Here is an 18429-nt window from a genome sequence, read left to right on the forward strand (position 1 = left end):
TCAAGAGGAAAAGCGGAGGAAGGATCTGACCGGTGAGGAAGAAGTTTTGAAGATCGACCACTGAATCTATAGCAATGGGGCGAGGGGTCATTCGTCTTCCGCCGCTTGCCATGTCAGGGCTCTGGATGGAAATCGGCATCGCGATGTAATGAGAAATTTGGGGGTGGGAGCGTTATGGACGGCAAAATTCCTGGGGCATGGGACTAAAATGTCTCAGTTGTTTCGATAGTGAGAGGGGTCGAGTTCGAGTTTCTGCAAAAGACGGTGAAGGTGGCGCCGATTCAGGTCTGCGTGTTCGGCTACTCGCGTAATGTTTCCCTGATAGTATTGCATCAGTTTCTGAAAATATTCGAGCCCCGCTTCCTCTAGCACGGACTCCTTGAGATCGGCGTAATTGCCCGGGGGCAGATCCGGCGCCGATCCGGTTCGCACATGGGGGGGAAGGAGTTTCACGTCCAGGATTTCCTGTTTGTGAAAGGTCATGATTTGCTCGAGCAGGTGGACCAGTTCACGGATGTTGCCGGGCCAGGGATAATGCCGCAAGATATCCATGGCCTCGGGAGTCACCCTTTTGACGTTGCGATTCAGCTTTCGATTCAGCCGATCCAGAAAATGGCGGACCAGCAACGGGATATCTTCCGGTCTTTCTCCCAGGGGAGGAATCTGTATTTCGATCACCTTGAGCCGGTAGTAGAGGTCCTCTCGGAACGTGCCTTCCTTCACCTCTTTTTCGAGGTTTCTGTTGGTCGCCGCCACCACCCGCGCGTCGGTCGATCGGCTCCGGGTCTCTCCCACCCGCGCAAACGTCTTTTCCTGGAGGACCCGCAACAGTTTTTTCTGCAGGATCAGTGGCATCTCGCCGATCTCATCGAGAAATACCGTGCCGTCGGAAGCCGCCTCGAAATATCCGGCCCGATCCTGATGGGCGCCGGTGAAGGCCCCTTTTGCGTGGCCGAACAACTCGCTCTCCAGGAGGGAGTCCGGAATGGAGGCGCAATCGACGGTCACGAGTGGTTTTTCCTTGCGTGAGCCGGAGGCGTGTATGGCCCGTGCGACAAGTTCCTTGCCGGTTCCGCTTTCGCCGGTAACCAGCACGGTGGAGTCTGTATCCGCTACAGCCGATACAGACTCGATGACCTTGCGGATCAGTGTGCTCTTGCCGACGATACCTTCGAATTCAGCCTTGCGGCCCGTGGTTTCCGCCAGGAGCCGGTATCGTTGCCTCTGGCCCCTGTGGTCCAGAGCCCTTTGCAGAGTCAATTCGATTTTATCCAGGTCAAAGGGCTTCTCCAGAAAATCGTAGGCGCCCTCCCGTACCGCCTGTACCGCCGTCTCTATGGTGCCGTGGGCGGAAAGGAGCAGAACAGGCAGTTCAGGCTGCACCTGAAGCGCGCGCCGCAACAATTCCAGCCCGTCCATCCCGGGCATTTTGAGATCGAATATCGCTGCATCTGGACCCCAGGAGCTGATATACGCCAGCCCCTGCTCCGATTCACACTGGCCCACCGCGTCGTAACCCATCGATTTAAGGGCCTGGACGAGTGCCGAGAGGAGAGCCTGGTCGTCGTCGACAACTAAAATTCGAGGTTCGCTCACGGTCATTCCGCCTCTCCTTCAGGAATCAGCACGCGGAAGCGACAACCCCGGGGGCTGAGATTCTGCACCTCGATCTTGCCGGAATGCCCCTCGACGATGCTGTTCACGACCGCAAGTCCGAGCCCGGTCCCTTTACCCACCTCCTTGGTGGTAAAAAAGGGATCGAAAACATGGGGCAGCACCTCTTCCGAAATGCCCGGCCCCTCGTCCTCGACATCGAGGATGAACAGGGAAACCTCACCCCGGGCAAAAACATACCTCGTACGCACCCGAACCACCCCTCCCCTGCCCTGGGCTGCAATGGCATTCCCCAGAAGGTTCCATAACACCTGCTTGATGCCGGATTGGTCGAGATTGAACTCCCGTGGATTCTCATCCAGGAAAAGTTGCAGATCAACCCCGTGGGCCCGCGCTTCATGACCGACCATTTCAACGACATCGTACACCAGGGCATTCGGGTTCAACCGGGTTTTTACGACGCTCTGAAGCCGGGAGAGGTCCAGAAGGTTACGCAGTTTTTCCTGAATCCTGGCGATCTCCGCCATCACCTTCTTCAGGCTGTCGGAGGCCCCGTCGGGAAGGTCGGGGCGACGCAGCAGCAGCTGGGTATAGGTTGAAATGGTCGCGAGCGGGTTGTTGACTTCGTGAGCAACCCCGGAGGCCAGACGCCCGACGGCCTTGAGTTTGCGTCCCTGTTCAACTTCGGCATACACTCTCTTAAGCTCGGATTTTTTCTCTCGAAGGCTCTCTGCCATGGAGTTGAGGGCCTGCGCCAGCTGCCCGAACTCCCCGCCTTCAACAGGCATTCTGCGGGAAAGGTTTCCGGCGCCGAAATCCTGTATCCCTCCCAGGAGGGTGCGAAGGCCCCGGGACTGGTGCGCCACCACCACATATCCGAGGCCAGCTACCGCGAGTATGGCGAAAACCAGGAGATGTACGAAATTGCCCCGGATTCGCTCAGCCTCTGAAAAAATGGCTTGAGCCTTCTCGTTCGCAGGGCCCAGGAGGTCGCTTTCAGGAACAAGGAGAAGAAGCCGCCATCCGAGGGGCTCCAGTTCGGCATATCCGACGAAAGCTCTCAAGTCTTCGGTTTCTATGAACTCTACGCCTGTTTTCTCCGATCTTGGCCTCATTGCGGCCTTTCCTGTTTCCGAAAGGTTATCCAGATCCAGAGTCTCCCCGGAAGACGAGGAGGGAGGTTCCAGGCCAAGGGCGGCAAAGGGAATATTTTTTGAGAACGCGAGAATTTCGCCCCTCGATAGAAGCAGCGAACTGGACCCCTCACTCAGATGGACCTGGCTTATCTCCTGGATAAGGGTCTCGACAGTGATGTCCACCCCGACGGTGGCCAGGTGCTCGCCTTCCACGAAGACCGGTGAGAGGCAGGAAATCATGTTGTGGCGGCTCAACGGATCGGTATAAACCTGGGTGAAAACCTCCTTTCCGGAGGGATTGTGATCAGGATCTGCAAGATAGTAGAAAGGCCAGGAGGTGACCTCCGGGTACTTTGGAAAATGCTGGAAGTCGCGCCAGGGGTATGTGCGGCTGATTCGGTCCTTATGGATGAACCATCCAAGGACCACTCTCGGGTCCAGGTCCACCAGGGGCTTCAGGATGGTATCCAGGCTTTCTGTTGCGGCAATCAATGAATCCAGGGACGAACTGTACCCGGGCACGTAGAGATCCGAATTTTCAATATCGGCATTCTCCATGGCGGGAATCAGGGAATCCAGAGAGAAAGGGCGTCTGGGGACATACAGACTTGAATTCCCGTCATCGACGGGATTGATGTAATCCCCCCCTTCATCCAACCGGTACCGGCTGCCGTTTCTGTACATAAAACGGGACGGATCTTCAAAGATGGCCCGGGACAAGGAACTCAGCAAATGAACCTCATCCCTGATATTGGAGAATTCAGTGGATATCTTTTCCGCTTTTTGAGCCAAATGATTCTTCAGAAATTCGACTTGGGAAGTTATCAGGGCGCTCCGGGCCTCCTGGAGTGAAACCTCCTTGATCGTGCGCAGGTGACGAAAGCTGAGATGGGAGATCAGCCCGATGGGCGCGAGGAAAAGAACCATGGCGCACAGGGAGAGTTTGAAAACAAGCCGTTTTTTACTCCAGAATTCTAAAACCATGATAGTTCAAAAACAGAAGTTGCCTGCTCTCGTTTATCGTTAAGGATCATTGCAGGTATGTGCGACCCTCGCCATGCGAATGGTCAGGGCGGCAGCGTTCCTGAACCGATTCTCTCATCCTGCATTTTGTCGGCCAAAATTGCGGCTTGATTCGTCAGAGTCCACCATTGACAGTTGGAATGAGCGGCCCATTCCTTCCCGTCCTGCCGCGCGTCCCCCCATACGGAAAACTGATTCTTGCCGCTGCGCTTGGCGACGTACATGGCTTCATCCGCCATGCGGAGAGCGCAGGAAAGACCTTCGCAGCTCGCGGGGAAAACCGTCACCCCCAGGCTGCATCCGATCCCCATGCCGATCGCGCCCACGTTCTCCACGATTTTTCCCGCTATGATCCGTGCATGCTCCTCGATGAGTTCAGCAGGGGCGGCGACGCAGACGCCGAATTCGTCACCGCCAAGGCGACCAACCACATCGCTTTCATGGAGCGCAGCTGCCAGGGCCTCGGCTGTTTTGACCAGCATCTCGTCCCCCCTTTCATGGCCCCAGGTATCGTTCACGTCCTTGAAGTTGTCCAGGTCGACAATCATGACAGCCAGCATGTCATTGGTTTGCCGGCAATGGCTGCGGAGGTTGTTCGCCTGCTCAACGAACAACGATCTTGCCGGCAGACCCGTCAGATGATCGAGGAGCGCATGATGGAGCGCCATGTAAGCACCCTCCCTGGCGACCACCGCCTTCTCGCGCTCCGACTGCGCCTGGATCACTTTCCGGATCGAGGCATTGCCCCATCGTGCGGCGAGAATGATAATGACGACACTGAAGACCGCGATCAGGCTGACCCGCATGGTGCGGTCGCGCCAGCCTTCAGTCACGGCTTCCCAGGGAATTCCAACCAGAACCACCATCCCGGAGCCGTCAACGCGTCTGTACGCGTTTATCCGGTCGATGCCGTCCATCGGGGAAGGGGCACGGAAGACGCCGGCAAGCTTCCGCTTCAGACGTTCCTGAAACAGGGGGCGGTCTCCGATATTCTGCCCGATGAATTCTTTGACATGCGGCCGGCGCGCGACAATGTCGCCATCGGCGCTAAATACCGCGATGCCCGGGTCCTTCGTGATCCCGGAGAAAAAATCGGTCAGATGCGAGCTGGAGACGCGGGCGGATGCGACGCCGGCAAATTCCCCTTGTCGATCCATTATGCGGCGACTGACGGTGTAGACAGCTTCGTCCCCATCTTCTTTCAAAACCGCTGGGCCGATAAAGAGAATGTCTTTCCCCACCATGATCTTCATGAATTCCCCTTCGGAAGCTCTGGTCGGGAGAGGATCCGGAGAATTTGAACTCGCCACAATATGTCCGTCCGGGTCCACGATCAGGACGCCGGTTCCCCCCGGTATGCGATCCGCAATCCGGCGAAGCGCCTCCCGCTCCTTCCTCTCCCTGAACACCTCCAATCCGCCCCCCAAACGGACGATCTCGCCAATCTGCGAAAGGGCGAGATCCGTGTCCCGGAGCGATCGGGCGGCCTGATCGGCCACCACGGACACCAGATCGCGCGCCATCACCTCATGTTCCGCTACGGCGCTCTCGTAGTCCCGGAGGATCGAGTAGCCCGCATTCGCAACGACGAAGAGCACCGTTGCAGCGGCGACGAAGAGATTGGCGAAGAGGGGCTTGCTGGTCATAGGGAACAGCGCTTTCTCCAAAGTTGGAAAAACGGAGTTTTAGTCTGACACAAAGGGATAAAAAGGGTCAAGGTTCATGCGTCCGAAACAAGGCTACGGGAGCTCGCCGCAATACGGATGATCGATGATCGGAGATCTGCAGGCAGGCTCATGAAGGGGTAAAGCGCAGGGGAAATAATAGAGGGGAGTCAGCCGAGCGGCTGCTTTTCGGATCATTTTTGTCTTAATTGATTGTTTTGATGTTTTTTTGATCTTTTTTTCACCTTCCGTAGACATCCCAGGGTCTATGATGCTGCACATCTTGCCACGAGTGCAGGCATGCCGATAAACACCGCCGGTTTTTACAACAATCCCATTTTCCCGCCCTGGAGAGTGCAACGTCATGATCATCCGCATTCTGACTTCGAGCCTGCTGCTGCTTTGGTTGACGTCCTTCGCCTCGGCCGAATCCCTCAACGGCACCTGCACGGTCCATTTCTACGGCAAGTCGACCCTGCATGATTTCGACGGCCAGGTCGCCTGCCACCCCTTCGACCTGGTTGTTGAGGAGAACGAATCGGGCACACAGGTCATCCGACAGGCGGTGGTGGAGATCCGTGTGCGGGAGATGGATACCGCCAACGACCGGCGCGACAACAAGATGCGCTCCATGTTCGAAAGCAGTAAATACCCTCTGATCCGGAGCCGTTTCGCCGATCTCGACCTGACGGCCTTGATTGAACGGTTGCAGGCCGGCGGTAGCGACCCTGCTCGGCTCGATTTCAATCTGCAGATCCGCGACAGGAGCCTGCCGATGCAGGCTGAAATCCGCAATATCAAGGCGGCGCCGGAGCAGATTACCTTTGATCTGGAGTTCCCGCTGTCGCTGGCCAGCTACCGACTGGAGCCGCCGAGCGTGCTCGGCCTGATCCGGGTCGACGACCTGGTCCGGGTCGAGGCCAGCGTGCAGCTGCGGCGGGACTGAAATCACCATTCCAGATTCTTCACTTCAACCAGGAGCCCAGCATGTCTGCATGGATTCAGCATATTGAAACGATGACCCCCGGTCTGGCCTATTCGCAGGAGTACGCCAGTCGCAAGATGCAGGAATGGATCGGGGATGAACGCCGCAAGCGGATGATCCGCATGCTTTATCAGAAGTCGGGGATCGCCCGGCGCCACAGTGTGATCAGCTCCTTCGACCAGAACCTGCCGGGCGACTTCTTTCCGATCGATGGCGACGGCCTCCGCCGCGAACCGACCACCGCCGAGCGCAACTCCCTTTACACCCGGGAATCCCGGCCGCTGGCCGTCGATCTGGCTCGGGCGGCGATCGCCAAATGCCCCGGCATCGAGCGCAGCGACATCACCCATGTGGTGACGGTTTCCTGTACCGGGTTCTGCAACCCGGGGATCGACTATCACATCATCACCGACCTGGGCCTCTCCCCGGCCACCGAACGCTACCACCTGGGTTTCATGGGCTGTTATGCGGCATTCCCGGCTCTACGTATGGCCAAGCAGTTCTGCCAGGCCGATCCGCAGGCGGTTGTTCTGGTGGTCTGCCTGGAGCTGTGCACCTTGCACCTGCAGCTCAGTGGCAGTGAAGACTCCCTGCTGGCCAATTCACTGTTCGCCGACGGCGCCGCAGCGGCCATCGTCAGCGGTCGGCCGCCGCAGGCCGGGCGGACGGGTTACCGGCTCGGCGAGTTCCACTCGACCCTGATTCCGAGCGGCAAGGCAGACATGGCATGGACCATCGGTGATCTCGGCTTTGACATCTCCCTGTCGAGCTACGTACCGAAGATCATCGGAGCCAATATCCGTGAGGCGCTCAGGCCCGTTTTGGACGGCCGGCAGCTCAAGCTCGACGACATCCGTACCTGGGCGGTGCACCCAGGCGGCAGAGCGATTATCGACAAGGTAGCGGAGAGCCTCGACCTGGAGCCGGAGCAGGTCGCGGCATCACGGCAGGTGCTGCAGCAGTATGGCAACATGAGCAGCGCCACGGTGCTGTTCGTGCTCAAGCAGATCCTCGCTCAGACCGATGGACCAATGCGCGAACCGGTCTGCGCCATGGCCTTCGGTCCCGGCCTGACCGTGGAGATGGGCCTGCTCGAAGCCGAGCGCGGTGCGGGCCATGGTGTCAACCGTCGTTGCCGCGAGGAAGCGGTGGCGGGCGCCTGATCCCGAGCTGAATCTGCTGATGAACTGTCAACCTTTCCTGCCACCCGCGTCTGCTGCAGCCCGACGGCCTGGCTCTGCTCACCGACCTGACCAGGCGGGTCGCCGCGATCGAGGGGGTCCGTCAGGTGCTCAGCCTGGCCAATGCCCGCCAACTGGTCGTCGGGCGCTATGGCGCCGGGGCCGTGCCGCTGCTGCCGGCCCCAGAGCCGCCTGGGGATTTCCAGCGGCGGCTGCAGAAGGCCTGCGGACGAATCCTCACTACGAGGGGCTGTCGGCCGGCCGGCGCACGGCCGGCCTGCTGGAACGGCTCAGTACCGAATAAGGTCGTGCTGAGTACTGGATGCGAGACGGTCGCCGGTTGGCGGGCGTTCACGCGCATCGTCCATCGCGGATCGCTCGTACGAGAAGAAGGAGTTTACCGATGAGACTGAGTGTGGCCACCAACTTCGACCGGGAACTGGTCGAGCAGTGCCGGGACTACCCGGTCACCGAGCTGTTCGGCAAGCTGCGCACCGACGCGGTGGGCGGCGGCCGGGCTCCCTACCAGTTGGCCAAGGTGTCGCGCCGGCAGCTGGCCGAGCATGTTCGCGATTGCCGCGATGCCGGCTTCGCCTTCAACTATCTGCTCAATGCCTCCTGCATGGGCAATCGGGAAATCACCCGCAAGGGACAGGAGGAGATCAATCGGCTGCTCGACTGGATCAGTGACATCGGAGTCACGGCCGTGACCGTCGCCTCGCCGTTCATGCTGCAACTGATCAAGGCCCGCCAGCCGCATCTCAAGGTGCGCATTTCGGTGTTCGGCGGGGTCGACCGGGTACGAAAGGCCCAGATGTGGGAAGAGCTCGGCGCCGACTGCATCGTTCTCGACAGCATCCTGGTCAATCGCGAACTGGAGACGCTGAGGCAGATCCGCAAGGCGGTCAACTGCGACCTCGAGCTCATGGCCAACAACAACTGCCTGACCGGCTGCGCCATGTCGCCGATGCATATGAACGCCCTGGCCCATGCCGGCCAGTCCTGGCACGCCAACAAGGGGTTCTTCATCGACTGGTGCTTTCTCAAGTGCACTGAGATGAAGATGCGCGACCCGGTCCACTACCTCCGTTCGGAATGGATCCGCCCCGAGGACCTGCAGATCTACGAGGAGCTCGGCTACGACCTGTTCAAGATCGCCGAGCGCGACATCCCCACCGAGATGATGATGACCCGGGTCAGGGCCTACGCCGGGCGCCGCTATGACGGCAATCTGCTCGATCTGGTACAGGCCTACGGCTTCCAGGGGATCCGTGCGGATCATGCCTATTACCGGCGCGGCCTTGGGTGGTTGCTGCGCTTCATCATCCGCCCCGGTCTGGCCAACCCGCTGCGCATGCTGCCGCTCAAGCGCTTGGCCGAATTGCGCGGCATGACCCGGCCGCTCGAAGGTCCGGCGCCGGTGGTCATCGACAACCGGGCGCTTGACGGCTTCATGGAACGTTTCCGCTCCGCCAGCTGTATCGGGGTCAATTGCGAAGACTGCCGCTGGTGCCACGAGTTCGCGGCCAAAGCGGTCAAGATCGACGACGCCAACCGTGCCGAGGCGGTGGCCGCCTATGAGGAACTGTTCGCTTCGCTGAATGGCGGCAGTATGTGGAGCTATCTCCAGGAGCGCAAAAACGAAACAGGTGCCGACGGCAACCAGGCTCCATGCGTCGAACTGAAGGAGTGCGGACATGGCCGGCAGCGGTAAATTCACCCTGAAGATCCGGGATTACCTGCATGCGCCGGAGCGCAAGCGGGCATACAACGAACAACACTTCAGCGAGGCGGCAAGTCGCTATGACTTCGCCACCCGGGCCATGTCGCTCGGCCGCGACCGCGCCTGGAAACATCAGTTGGTCGCCGCCCTTCCGGATTTCCCGGCGCCGGTCTGCGTCGACCTCGCCTGCGGCACCGGCGACATCGCCTTTCTGCTTGCCGAAAAGTATGCCGACGGCAGGGTTCTCGGCATCGACCTCACCGAGCCGATGCTCGCCCTGGCCCGCCAGCGCAATCGCACCCCGCGCGTGGAGTTCGTGCGGGGCGACATGGCGGAGACCGGCCTGGCCGACGCCAGCATCGACATCGTCACCGGAAGCTACGCGGTGCGCAACGCCGCCTCCCTGCAACCAGCCTTTGCCGAGATCCGCCGCATCCTGCGCCCCGGCGGTTTCGTCGCCCTGCTCGATTTCTCCAAGCCTTCCAGCCGCTGGTTTCAAAACCTCCAGTATCTGGTTCTCAAGTACTGGTGCGGCCTTTGGGGCCTGCTGCTGCACGGCAATCCGGAGGTGCACGCCTACATCGCCGCAAGCCTCAGGGCTTTCCCGGACCGCGAAGAACTGCGCCGGCTGGTGGGGGAGAACGGCTTCGCTGTCATCCATTCGCGCAGCTTCTACTTCGGCGTGCTGGAATTATTGATACTGCAGAAGCCGTTGTGACCAATTCACCCCGATGCGCCTCCTGGCGCATCAAATAAGAAACCGCCGCCGGGACACTGCCCGGCTGGCGGTTTCTTTAAATCTTTTGTTTTTTGGTATCCCGCGACGCAGGAGCCTACTCCTCCCCATTCCCCCGAAACCACTCCACAAACCGCTCAATCCCCTCCTCGATCGCCACCTCCGGCGCGTAGGCGAGCATCTTGCGGGCCTTGGCGATATCGGCAAATGTGCAGAGGACGTCGCCGGGCTGCATGGGGAGCCGGCTGAGCTCGGGCTCGCGTCCCATGGCCTCGCCAAGCAGACGTACCAGGGTGGAGAGGTCCACCGTCCTGGATTCTCCGAGATTGAAGATCTCGTAGACGGGGCGTTTGGCTTTTTCCAGCCAGCGCAGGGCTCCGGTCACCCCCTGCAGGGTGTCGGTGACGTAGGTGTAGTCGCGCCGGGTGCTGCCGTCTCCGAAGAAGGGGAGCGGCCGGTTTTCGCTGATCAGCCGGGTGAACTTGTGGATGGCCAGATCGGGACGCTGCCGGGGTCCGTAGACGGTGAAGAATCGCAGGCAGGCGACGGAGAGGCCGTAAAGGTGATGGTAGTTGTGGCAGAGGAGCTCTCCCGCCTTCTTGGTGGCGGCATAGGGGGAGATGGGGAGGTCGACCGGGTCGGTTTCAGAGAAAGGCACCTTTTCGTTGTTGCCGTAGACCGAGGAGGAGGAGGCGAAGGCCAGCCGCTTCACCCCGGACCTCCGGCACTCTTCGAGCAGGTTCAGGGTTCCGGTGACGTTCACCTCGTTGTAGAGCAGGGGATTCTCGATGGATGGGCGTACGCCGGCCATGGCGGCCAGATGGACGACGGCGGACTTGTCGGAGGAACCCAGGGCCAGAAAGGCGCGGCGCAGATCGCCCGGAGAGCGAAGGTCTCCCCGGAGAACGGTCAGATGCCCCTCCGTCTCAGCAGCGGTGCGACACACCGCCTCCAGATTGGCCATCTTGATTTCCGGGGAGTAAAAGTCATTGAAGTTGTCGAAGAGGACGACCCGCCGCCCCTGCCGCAGCAAGGTCTCGCAGAGATGGGAACCGATGAATCCGGCGCCGCCGGTGACCAGGATGGTGTCCATGAAGACCTCAGCGCTTTTTCACCAGGGCCGCAAGCTTCTCCTCGGCCTGGAGCTTTTCGACGACTTGGCCGGCCGCCTCGGCGGTGGCAAAGGGTCCGACATAAACCCGGTGCCAGATCCCCTTCTCCTTCAGATCCGCCTGCTCCGTGTAGGCCGCGTAGGCCCTGCCGGACAGGCGCTCCTTGAGTTTCAGGGCGTCCTCCGAACCGCGGAAGGAGGCCGCCTGCACCACGTAGGCGCCCTCCGGCGAAGCCTGGGGCCGGGAAGCCTCCTTGACAGCGGGAGCGGCGTCAGCGTTCCGAACCGGTTCGGAAGGTGCCGCCGGCTTTTCCTGTTCCATTTTCGGAGACGCCGGCCTCGGCGGCAGGTTGATGCCGCTGCCCAGAGGCGGCTGTTCTCCCTTGGGGAGCGTATCGTAAAAGGTCAGGCTCTCCGCCGGACGCTCGGCGGCTGGGGCGGCGGGGGTAATTTCGCCCCCATCCCCCTTAGCGGCCACGGGCAAACGCGGTGCGGCAGGGGAAACCGCCGTCGCTCCGGAATCGCGGGAGCCGCTGCGGCCGACCATCACCCCCAGGGTGAAGCTGACGAGGGAAACGCCCAGAATCAGGACCAGCAGAATCAGCGCCTGCCGCTTTTCCATCCGGCGCTGGGTCCGGGAAACTACCTGACGGTTCATGAACACCTCCCAGTCACATCTGCTCCGGGGCTGAAACCCCCAGCAGGAGCAGCGCATTCTCCAGAACGACGCGTACGCAGTTGATCAGATAAAGCCGCGCCCGGCTGTCTTCGGGGTCCTCTCCCAGAACCCGGTGGCGATTGTAATAGCTGTGCAGTTGGGAAGCCAGTTCCTGCAGATAGAAGACGATGCGGTGGGGCTCGTAGTGGCGGGCGGCTCCTTCGACCGTTTCCGGGTAGCGAGCCAGAAGCTTGGCCAGGGCCAGCTCCTCCTCGAGCACCAGGCGGTCGAAATCGACTTCGCCCGGCGCGGGCGTCGTCACCCCCGCCTCTGCGGCATTGCGGTTGATGCTGCACACCCGGGCATGGGCATACTGGACGTAGTATACCGGGTTATCCGTGCTCTGCTGCTTGGCCAGATCGAGATCGAAGACTAGCTGGGCGTCGGTGCGGCGCATGAGAAAGAAAAAGCGCGTGGCGTCCCGTCCCACCTCGTCGATCAGGTCACGCAGGGTGACGTAACTGCCGGCCCGCTTGGAGATCTTCACCTCCTCGCCGCCGCGCAGCACGGTGACCATCTGGTGCAGCACGTAGTCGGGCCACCCCGGAGGGATTCCCGCATCGAGCGCCTGCAGGCCGGCCCGCACCCGGGTAACGGTGCTGTGGTGGTCGGACCCCTGCTCGTTGACCACCCGGGTGAATCCCCGTTCCCATTTGCAAAGGTGATAGGCGACATCAGGGACGAAGTAGGTGTAGGTGCCGTCGGCCTTGCGCATCACCCGGTCCTTGTCGTCTCCGAAGTCGGTGGTGCGCAGCCAAAGGGCGCCGTCCTTCTCGTAGGTGTGCCCTTTCTCGATGAGGCGGCGCACCACGGCCTCGACGCGCCCCGCGGCATACAGGCTCGACTCGAGGAAATAGACGTCGAAACCGACGTCGAAGGCGGCCAGATCCTGATCCTGCTCCCGGCGCAGGCAGGCGACGGCGAAGCGGCGGACGGCCTCCAGGTCGTGGGGTTCGGCCGCGGAGGTGACATGCTGGTCGCCCGCGTCGACGGTCTCGCCGGCCAGGTAGGCGCGGGCGACGTCGCGGATGTAGTCGCCCTGGTAGCCGTCGGCCGGCCAGCGCGGGTCGTCCGGATCGATGCCCAGACAGCGCGCCTGCACCGAGAGGGCCAGGTTGGCGATCTGGGCGCCGGCGTCGTTGTAATAGAACTCCCGGGTGACGTCCCAGCCGGTCGCCTCCAGCAGTCGGCAGATGGAGTCGCCGACGGCCGCGCCGCGCCCGTGCCCGATGTGAAGAGGACCGGTGGGATTGGCGCTGACGAACTCCACCTGGACCTTCTGTCCGGCGCCGGTACGACTGCGCCCGTAACGGTCGCCGGCACGGGTCACCTCGTCGAGGACGCCGTACCAGCAGCGGTTGGAAAGAAAAAAGTTGATAAATCCGGGACCGGCGATTTCCACCTGCCGCCAGAGACCGTCCCCCTCTCCCAGGGCGGCGACGATCGCCTCGGCGATCTTGCGGGGAGGCTTCTTCTCCGCCCTGGCCAGCATCATGGCCGCATTGACAGCGAAATCGCCATGTTCGGCGCTGGCGGGGACTTCCAGGGTGAAATCGGGTATTTCTCCGGAATGGAGGACGCCCTGCTCATAGCAGCTCAGGAGAGCCTTCCGGACATGTGTTCTCAGTCGTTCCTTCATGGGATTTTCAATCTTTCTCGGGGGGATTCAAATGGAGTGTATGTTATCGCCACAGTCGCGGTGCTGTCAAGGAAAGGGAAGAGCAGTCGGAAAAATCCCTTCATTGCAGAAGAACCCAAAAAGTCCTGTCCGCTATGTCGATAGCGTCCGGTCAAGGGGAAGAATCGCCGGTAATATCTATGAACCTTTGATGGAGGAGTCCCGACGCGGAGCTGCGCCGGTAAGTGGATGAATTCGAGGAGGCGGTGCCGAGGATGCAGGATGCAAAAAAAACAGCAGCCCCGGACGGAGCTGCTGTTTTTCGAATATGCCTGTCAATTCACTTGGGACAGACGTTCAGGGCCTGAAGCCCTTTGGCGCCGTCGGCGAGTTCGAAGGTAACTTCCATCCCCTCACTCAGTGACTTGTATCCCTCCATGAGGATGGAGGTAAAATGCACGAAAATATCATCCCCGTCCTCCTGGGCGATAAATCCGTATCCCTTGCTGCTGTTGAACCATTTGACTCGACCTGTCTTCATGGGCATGCCTTCCCTCCTTTTCAGGCGATCCGCCGGTGCAGAAAAGTGTTCCTTTTTCCGACGGTCTCAAATGCAATCCGTTCAGTCTTCCTTCCCCTTCACTCCTTTTTCCCTTGCGCAGGGAATTGGTAAACCAGTTCATCCGCCTTGACCATCCCCAACTCCCGCCGGGCGATGTCTTCTATATAGCGGCGGTCAGAGCGCAAACTCTTGATCTCCTGGCGCAGAGCGCTATTGATCTCCTCCATTCGCTGAAGTTCCGCCTGCAGGCTCGCCTTCTGCCGGTTGAATTGAATCGCCCTCAAGATACCCTTGTCGCCGAAAAGCGCCATTCCGAGCAGTAGAAGAACCAGCAGGAGAGGCCAGACAGTTGTTTTTCGTGGGGCTGACGAAGGGGAAGACATCCAGAATTTCTTTCAATCAAAAAAACCGACGCCCGCCGGTTAAAACCGGCGGGCGCCTCTCCTTCAACTACTCGACGGAGACCAGTTCCCTGATTTTTTCCAAGGACTTTTTGCCGATTCCCTTGACCTTGCCTAGATCATCGACTGCGCTGAAAGGTCCTTTTTCAGTGCGATAGGTAATAATACGTTCCGCCGTCACCTGACCGATTCCCGGCAGGCTCTGGAGCTCCTTTACCGTTGCGGTATTGATGTTGACGGTGGCTACATCGACGGCCGCCATCTTGACATGCTCGTCGGCGGCCAGAGATGCCACAGGCACGGTAAAGCACAAACAGGCTGCAGCCAGTACGACAGTGATGAACCTTTTCATAAAATCCCTCCTGTTTTTTTAGTGTTTATTGCCTCCTCGCCCGACCCGTGAATTCCCCTCCGTCCCCCCTTTCACGATATAAAATGTACTGCTCGGGTCGGGGATCATGAAACACGTGAAAAAACACCCCTAGAAAAAAAATACTGATCTTAATTAACACAGACGCAGAGTAAGATCAACGAAGAAGTACCCATCTCGGTGAACAAGTGAATCCACGATGCCGGCGACTATCCTTCGGGACCTCCCAGACTTCCCCCGAATTCGGTCAATTTACCGACTCCGGAGAGGGCAAATGTGACCAGGTATTCCTTGTCCTCCAGGCGGTCGCGAAGGGTCAGGAAGATACTCCAGCACTGGGCCCTGTATTCGATATTCAGAACCCTTTCCAGGGTGAGTTGTTCCTCGAAATCGTAGCGGTGCTGATAGTTGACATAAAACGGCTTGAACCAGGCCATATCGAGAGCGCCGGCCAGATATCCCAGGCTTTCCTTCCTGTAGCGATATTCGAGGTCCAGGCCGTTTCCCGCTCCGTTCCGCACTCCGCCACGGGCATTGAAAACTGTAAACCGGTTGAAACCGTCCTCTCTGGAATTCACATCGTAACGGGTATCGACATCGAGATAACTCCACCGGGTGGGTCGCAGGATAACCTCCGCTCGGATATCGGAAAAAGGGCGGAGGTCATCCTGCGGATTCAACCTGTCCCGGCGCGATTCGCGGACATCGTACTCCTGGGAAAGACGGAGATAAAGGAACTCATGATAGATGACGTTGTCCGCCTCGGGTTCGAGGCGAGCAGTAAACCTGTTGACGATGGCAAGGGCAATCTTGTTTTCGGGACCGATGTCGTCGACAGCATCAAACTGAGGGAGGTGGTCCTGATTTTCGGGAGAGATATAGGAGTAGACGAGTTCCGGCTCGATGCTGTGGCGAATTTTCTTGATCACTTCACCGTCCGGAACGAAAACACGTGAGAAGCGGGTGACAAGCCGGTTGGAAAAATCGAAAATCCCCTCCCGCTCATGCCCGGGCCCCTCCTCGGACGTCCAGTAAAGGCGCTCCGTGTACCCGACCTCGGGCTGGACTTCAAACAGCCGACCCGCGTGAAATAAGGCGGATAGGGCCGGACGTGCGGTCAGGCGCTGGCCCTTGACCCCTTCCTGCCGCCAGAAATACGTATAGGATGAACCGAAATCAAAATAGAAGGGGGTTTCATCGAAATGGCGGAGTCCGGAAGCCAGATCGATTTCCGGCAGACGCTGCAGAGTCTGGTCATTGTTCTGTTCCAGGTCTTTGGTGTACTTGAGCAGCCCGGTCAGGTTCATTTTCTCCCAGTTGCGGCTGGCGGTGACCACCGACTGAGCCTTGTCCTTATTGTATTCCCCGGCCACTTCCCCGAAATCGTCGAAATAATCGCGGCTGCTTACATACTCGACATCGGCCGCCAATCTGACTTTCCCGGGGAGATGGCCGAAATGCAGCCAGTCGAAGGCATAGCGGTTATCAAAGTCCTGGAAACCATTTATGTGATACCCCTTGAGGATTCCTTCATTGTCTTCGCCGAAGATATACCGGTATTCAAGCCCCTTCCCCAGACCCATGTCCGAGAGGTAGTCCAGATAGAAGGTGGCATCGAGGTGACGGTCGATGACCTGATAATAGGCCAGGGAGATTTCCGTGCCGCGCTTCTTCGAATAACCGTATCGGGGATTGAGGAATCCCGATTCCCGCTCCGTTTTTACCGGATAAATGAGGTAAGGGGTATAAAGGACGGGGATATTGTGGATGTAGAATATCGCGTGTTTCGCTCTGGCGTATTTTCCCAAGGTCACATTGAACTTACGGGCGCCGAATTTCCATGAAGGAACAGGGCCATCGCAGGTGGTGAAAAATCCGTCCCGCACCTGGTAGGTCTGCTCTCCCAGTTTTTCTATTTCCGCGCCGGCAATATGGAAATTGCGGTCGCTGAGCAGGATATGGCCATTGGTCATCCGCCCCGTGCCGGAATCGAGATCGATCACCATGTTCTCGGCCTCCAGGAGCCCTCCCGGTTCGACCAGTCGGACATGACCTTTGGCGGATGCCTCGCCGGTAGCGGTATTCCATTCGATCCGGTCGGAAAGAAGGCTTACCCCCCCTTTATGCAATTGCACCTGTCCCGAAGCCCGGTAGGTGGAAGTCGCCTCGTCATAGGTCAGCTCATCGGCCTCGATGGCAACCGGAGATTGAGTGTCCAGGCCGGCGCCTATTTCCTGTGACCAAGAAGTCCCCGCGAGCAGCAGAGAGAAAAAAACAAACCAGGACACACTCCTGAAATAACAAAGCAGATCGTTCACGCGGAAGGCATCTCCTGATTCTGCAAAAATTCACGGGCGGCCGCCGCCAGAAAAAGCGAACCGGCCACCAGAACGATTTCATCACGCCGGCGGTCCCGGAGGGCCGCCGCAAGAGCAGCCTCAGGGGTCTCATATGCTTCGGCAGGTACCCCCGCCGCCGCCCCCTGCTCCGCCAGCAGTTCGGGATCGACGGACTCTTCCACGGGGGGCCGCGTACAATACAGGGCCGAAACGTGAGGAAGCAGCGGTCCAAGAATATCCCGAATCGGCCGAATTCCCTTGATCCCCGCCACCCAACGCACGCCTGTAATCGGCAACGAGGAAAGATAGGCGGCAAGAACCCGGGCTCCTCCCTCATTGTGGGCCCCGTCAATGAGGACCTCCCGGCGCCCTCCCCACCACTCCAGACGACCAGGCCAGCGCACCCGTTCAATCCCCTCGCGCAGGGCCGCCCCGGGGATGCCCGCCCCCTGAAGGCGAAGTACGGCGGCGGCGGCGAGGGCCAAAGAGAGGTTCTCCTGCTGATGCGCTCCTAGCAGGCCGGGCCGCAGACCGGATAATTCGAGACCCATTCCGTGGAAACCGAAACCGTCCGGTCCCCCATCCGGCGAAAAGTCCCGGCCGCAGAGAAACAGGGAGGAATGACGAGAGCGGGCTTCCTCCATCAGGACCTCGAGGGCCTCCGGTTCCTGCCGGCCGACGATCACCGGAACCTTTTCCTTGATGATCCCGCCCTTCTCCCGAGCGATGGCCGCAAGGTTGTCGCCGAGATGTTCAGCGTGATCGAAACAGATCGGAGTGATCACGCAAAGACGCGGATTGACGGCGTTGGTGGCGTCCAGCCGCCCTCCCATACCGACTTCGAGAATGGCGAAATCCACCTGCCGTTGTTGAAAATGGAGCAGGGCCATGGCGGTGGTGAATTCGAAAAAGGTGGCGGGAACTCCTTCCGCCAGAGAGCGGAGTAAAATGGTGATCCGGGCCACCTCATCTTCCGCGATGGCGTCGCCATCGACCCGGATGCGCTCGGTGAAGCTATGGAGATGGGGCGAAGTGTAGAGGCCTGTCCGGTAGCCCGCGTGCTGCAGAATTGCGGCCAGAGCGGCGGATACCGATCCCTTGCCGTTGGTTCCCGCCACATGGATGATCCCGTACCCTCGCTCGGGATGCCCGCACCGCTCGAGCAGGGTCCGGATATTTTCCAGGCCGAGCTTGATGCCGAATCGCTGGAGGCCATACAGATAATCGAGGCTCTCCCGGTAGTTCACG

The 18429-nt window shown here is 59.7% G+C and carries 15 protein-coding genes; 4 read left to right on the forward strand and 11 right to left on the reverse strand.

What is annotated here, in order from left to right:
- Window positions 1-213: 213 nt before the first annotated feature.
- From DTF_RS0106395 to DTF_RS0106405, 3 genes are all read right to left on the reverse strand, one after another.
- A complete protein-coding gene (locus DTF_RS0106395) occupies window positions 214-1602 on the reverse strand; it encodes a sigma-54 dependent transcriptional regulator (protein ID WP_035055955.1) in 1389 nt (462 codons plus the stop codon).
- Window positions 1599-3734: an ATP-binding protein gene (locus DTF_RS0106400; RefSeq protein ID WP_027714655.1), complete on the reverse strand. Its 2136-nt coding sequence runs from the start codon at window positions 3732-3734 to the stop codon at window positions 1599-1601. Before DTF_RS0106400 ends, DTF_RS0106395 begins: the two co-directional genes overlap by 4 nt.
- Before the next feature lie 83 nt (window positions 3735-3817).
- Window positions 3818-5419, reverse strand: a complete 1602-nt coding sequence (locus DTF_RS0106405; RefSeq protein WP_027714656.1) for a diguanylate cyclase — start codon at window positions 5417-5419, stop codon at window positions 3818-3820.
- Window positions 5420-5801: 382 nt separating this feature from the next.
- Between DTF_RS0106405 and DTF_RS0106410 the strand changes: the two genes are divergently transcribed.
- The 4 genes from DTF_RS0106410 to DTF_RS25275 all read left to right on the forward strand — a co-directional run bounded on the left by DTF_RS0106410 (window position 5802) and on the right by DTF_RS25275 (window position 10044).
- Window positions 5802-6383, forward strand: coding sequence for a YceI family protein (locus DTF_RS0106410; RefSeq protein WP_027714657.1), 582 nt, complete (start codon window positions 5802-5804; stop codon window positions 6381-6383).
- A gap of 41 nt (window positions 6384-6424) precedes the next feature.
- Window positions 6425-7585 (forward strand): type III polyketide synthase, encoded by a 1161-nt coding sequence (locus tag DTF_RS22230; RefSeq protein WP_081702828.1) that lies wholly within the window; start codon window positions 6425-6427, stop codon window positions 7583-7585.
- Window positions 7586-8006: 421 nt separating this feature from the next.
- Window positions 8007-9317 carry a U32 family peptidase gene (locus tag DTF_RS22235; protein ID WP_051361013.1) on the forward strand — a complete coding sequence of 437 codons (1311 nt, stop codon included), beginning with the start codon at window positions 8007-8009 and terminating at the stop codon, window positions 9315-9317.
- Entirely contained in the window at window positions 9301-10044 is a 744-nt protein-coding gene (locus DTF_RS25275) for a ubiquinone/menaquinone biosynthesis methyltransferase (RefSeq protein ID WP_051361015.1), read from the forward strand. Before DTF_RS22235 ends, DTF_RS25275 begins: the two co-directional genes overlap by 17 nt.
- 115 nt (window positions 10045-10159) lie before the next feature.
- On the opposite strand, the gene DTF_RS0106435 is transcribed toward DTF_RS25275, so the two are convergent.
- The 8 genes from DTF_RS0106435 to DTF_RS0106470 form a co-directional block, all read right to left on the reverse strand.
- A complete protein-coding gene (locus DTF_RS0106435; protein ID WP_027714658.1) occupies window positions 10160-11155 on the reverse strand; it encodes a GDP-mannose 4,6-dehydratase in 996 nt (331 codons plus the stop codon).
- 7 nt (window positions 11156-11162) lie between these two features.
- Complete coding sequence (locus tag DTF_RS0106440; protein WP_027714659.1) at window positions 11163-11831, reverse strand: SPOR domain-containing protein; 669 nt, start codon at window positions 11829-11831, stop codon at window positions 11163-11165.
- Window positions 11832-11844: 13 nt separating this feature from the next.
- The gene (argS, locus tag DTF_RS0106445; protein WP_027714660.1) at window positions 11845-13530 is read right to left on the reverse strand and encodes an arginine--tRNA ligase; all 1686 of its coding nucleotides are present in this window, start codon (window positions 13528-13530) and stop codon (window positions 11845-11847) included.
- 319 nt (window positions 13531-13849) lie between these two features.
- Window positions 13850-14050 carry a cold-shock protein gene (locus DTF_RS0106450; protein ID WP_193352689.1) on the reverse strand — a complete coding sequence of 67 codons (201 nt, stop codon included), beginning with the start codon at window positions 14048-14050 and terminating at the stop codon, window positions 13850-13852.
- A gap of 98 nt (window positions 14051-14148) precedes the next feature.
- The gene (locus DTF_RS22245; protein WP_051361018.1) at window positions 14149-14454 is read right to left on the reverse strand and encodes a septum formation initiator family protein; all 306 of its coding nucleotides are present in this window, start codon (window positions 14452-14454) and stop codon (window positions 14149-14151) included.
- Window positions 14455-14521: 67 nt separating this feature from the next.
- Window positions 14522-14824, reverse strand: coding sequence for a helix-hairpin-helix domain-containing protein (locus DTF_RS0106460; protein ID WP_027714662.1), 303 nt, complete (start codon window positions 14822-14824; stop codon window positions 14522-14524).
- 227 nt (window positions 14825-15051) lie between these two features.
- Window positions 15052-17160 (reverse strand): LPS-assembly protein LptD, encoded by a 2109-nt coding sequence (locus tag DTF_RS0106465; protein ID WP_027714663.1) that lies wholly within the window; start codon window positions 17158-17160, stop codon window positions 15052-15054.
- Complete coding sequence (locus DTF_RS0106470) at window positions 17157-18428, reverse strand: folylpolyglutamate synthase/dihydrofolate synthase family protein (RefSeq protein WP_027714664.1); 1272 nt, start codon at window positions 18426-18428, stop codon at window positions 17157-17159. Before DTF_RS0106470 ends, DTF_RS0106465 begins: the two co-directional genes overlap by 4 nt.
- Window position 18429: the final 1 nt, after the last annotated feature.

The organism is Desulfuromonas sp. TF (assembly GCF_000472285.1).
Taxonomy (GTDB): Bacteria; Desulfobacterota; Desulfuromonadia; order Desulfuromonadales; family ATBO01; genus ATBO01.

Coding starts and splice junctions, on each gene's coding strand:
- DTF_RS0106395 (WP_035055955.1), bottom strand. CDS start 1,602: ATGACCGTGAGCGAACCTCGAATTTTAGTTGTCGACGACGACCAGGCT.
- DTF_RS0106400 (WP_027714655.1), bottom strand. CDS start 3,734: ATGGTTTTAGAATTCTGGAGTAAAAAACGGCTTGTTTTCAAACTCTCC.
- DTF_RS0106405 (WP_027714656.1), bottom strand. CDS start 5,419: ATGACCAGCAAGCCCCTCTTCGCCAATCTCTTCGTCGCCGCTGCAACG.
- DTF_RS0106410 (WP_027714657.1), top strand. CDS start 5,802: ATGATCATCCGCATTCTGACTTCGAGCCTGCTGCTGCTTTGGTTGACG.
- DTF_RS22230 (WP_081702828.1), top strand. CDS start 6,425: ATGTCTGCATGGATTCAGCATATTGAAACGATGACCCCCGGTCTGGCC.
- DTF_RS22235 (WP_051361013.1), top strand. CDS start 8,007: ATGAGACTGAGTGTGGCCACCAACTTCGACCGGGAACTGGTCGAGCAG.
- DTF_RS25275 (WP_051361015.1), top strand. CDS start 9,301: ATGGCCGGCAGCGGTAAATTCACCCTGAAGATCCGGGATTACCTGCAT.
- DTF_RS0106435 (WP_027714658.1), bottom strand. CDS start 11,155: ATGGACACCATCCTGGTCACCGGCGGCGCCGGATTCATCGGTTCCCAT.
- DTF_RS0106440 (WP_027714659.1), bottom strand. CDS start 11,831: ATGAACCGTCAGGTAGTTTCCCGGACCCAGCGCCGGATGGAAAAGCGG.
- argS (WP_027714660.1), bottom strand. CDS start 13,530: ATGAAGGAACGACTGAGAACACATGTCCGGAAGGCTCTCCTGAGCTGC.
- DTF_RS0106450 (WP_193352689.1), bottom strand. CDS start 14,050: ATGAAGACAGGTCGAGTCAAATGGTTCAACAGCAGCAAGGGATACGGA.
- DTF_RS22245 (WP_051361018.1), bottom strand. CDS start 14,454: ATGTCTTCCCCTTCGTCAGCCCCACGAAAAACAACTGTCTGGCCTCTC.
- DTF_RS0106460 (WP_027714662.1), bottom strand. CDS start 14,824: ATGAAAAGGTTCATCACTGTCGTACTGGCTGCAGCCTGTTTGTGCTTT.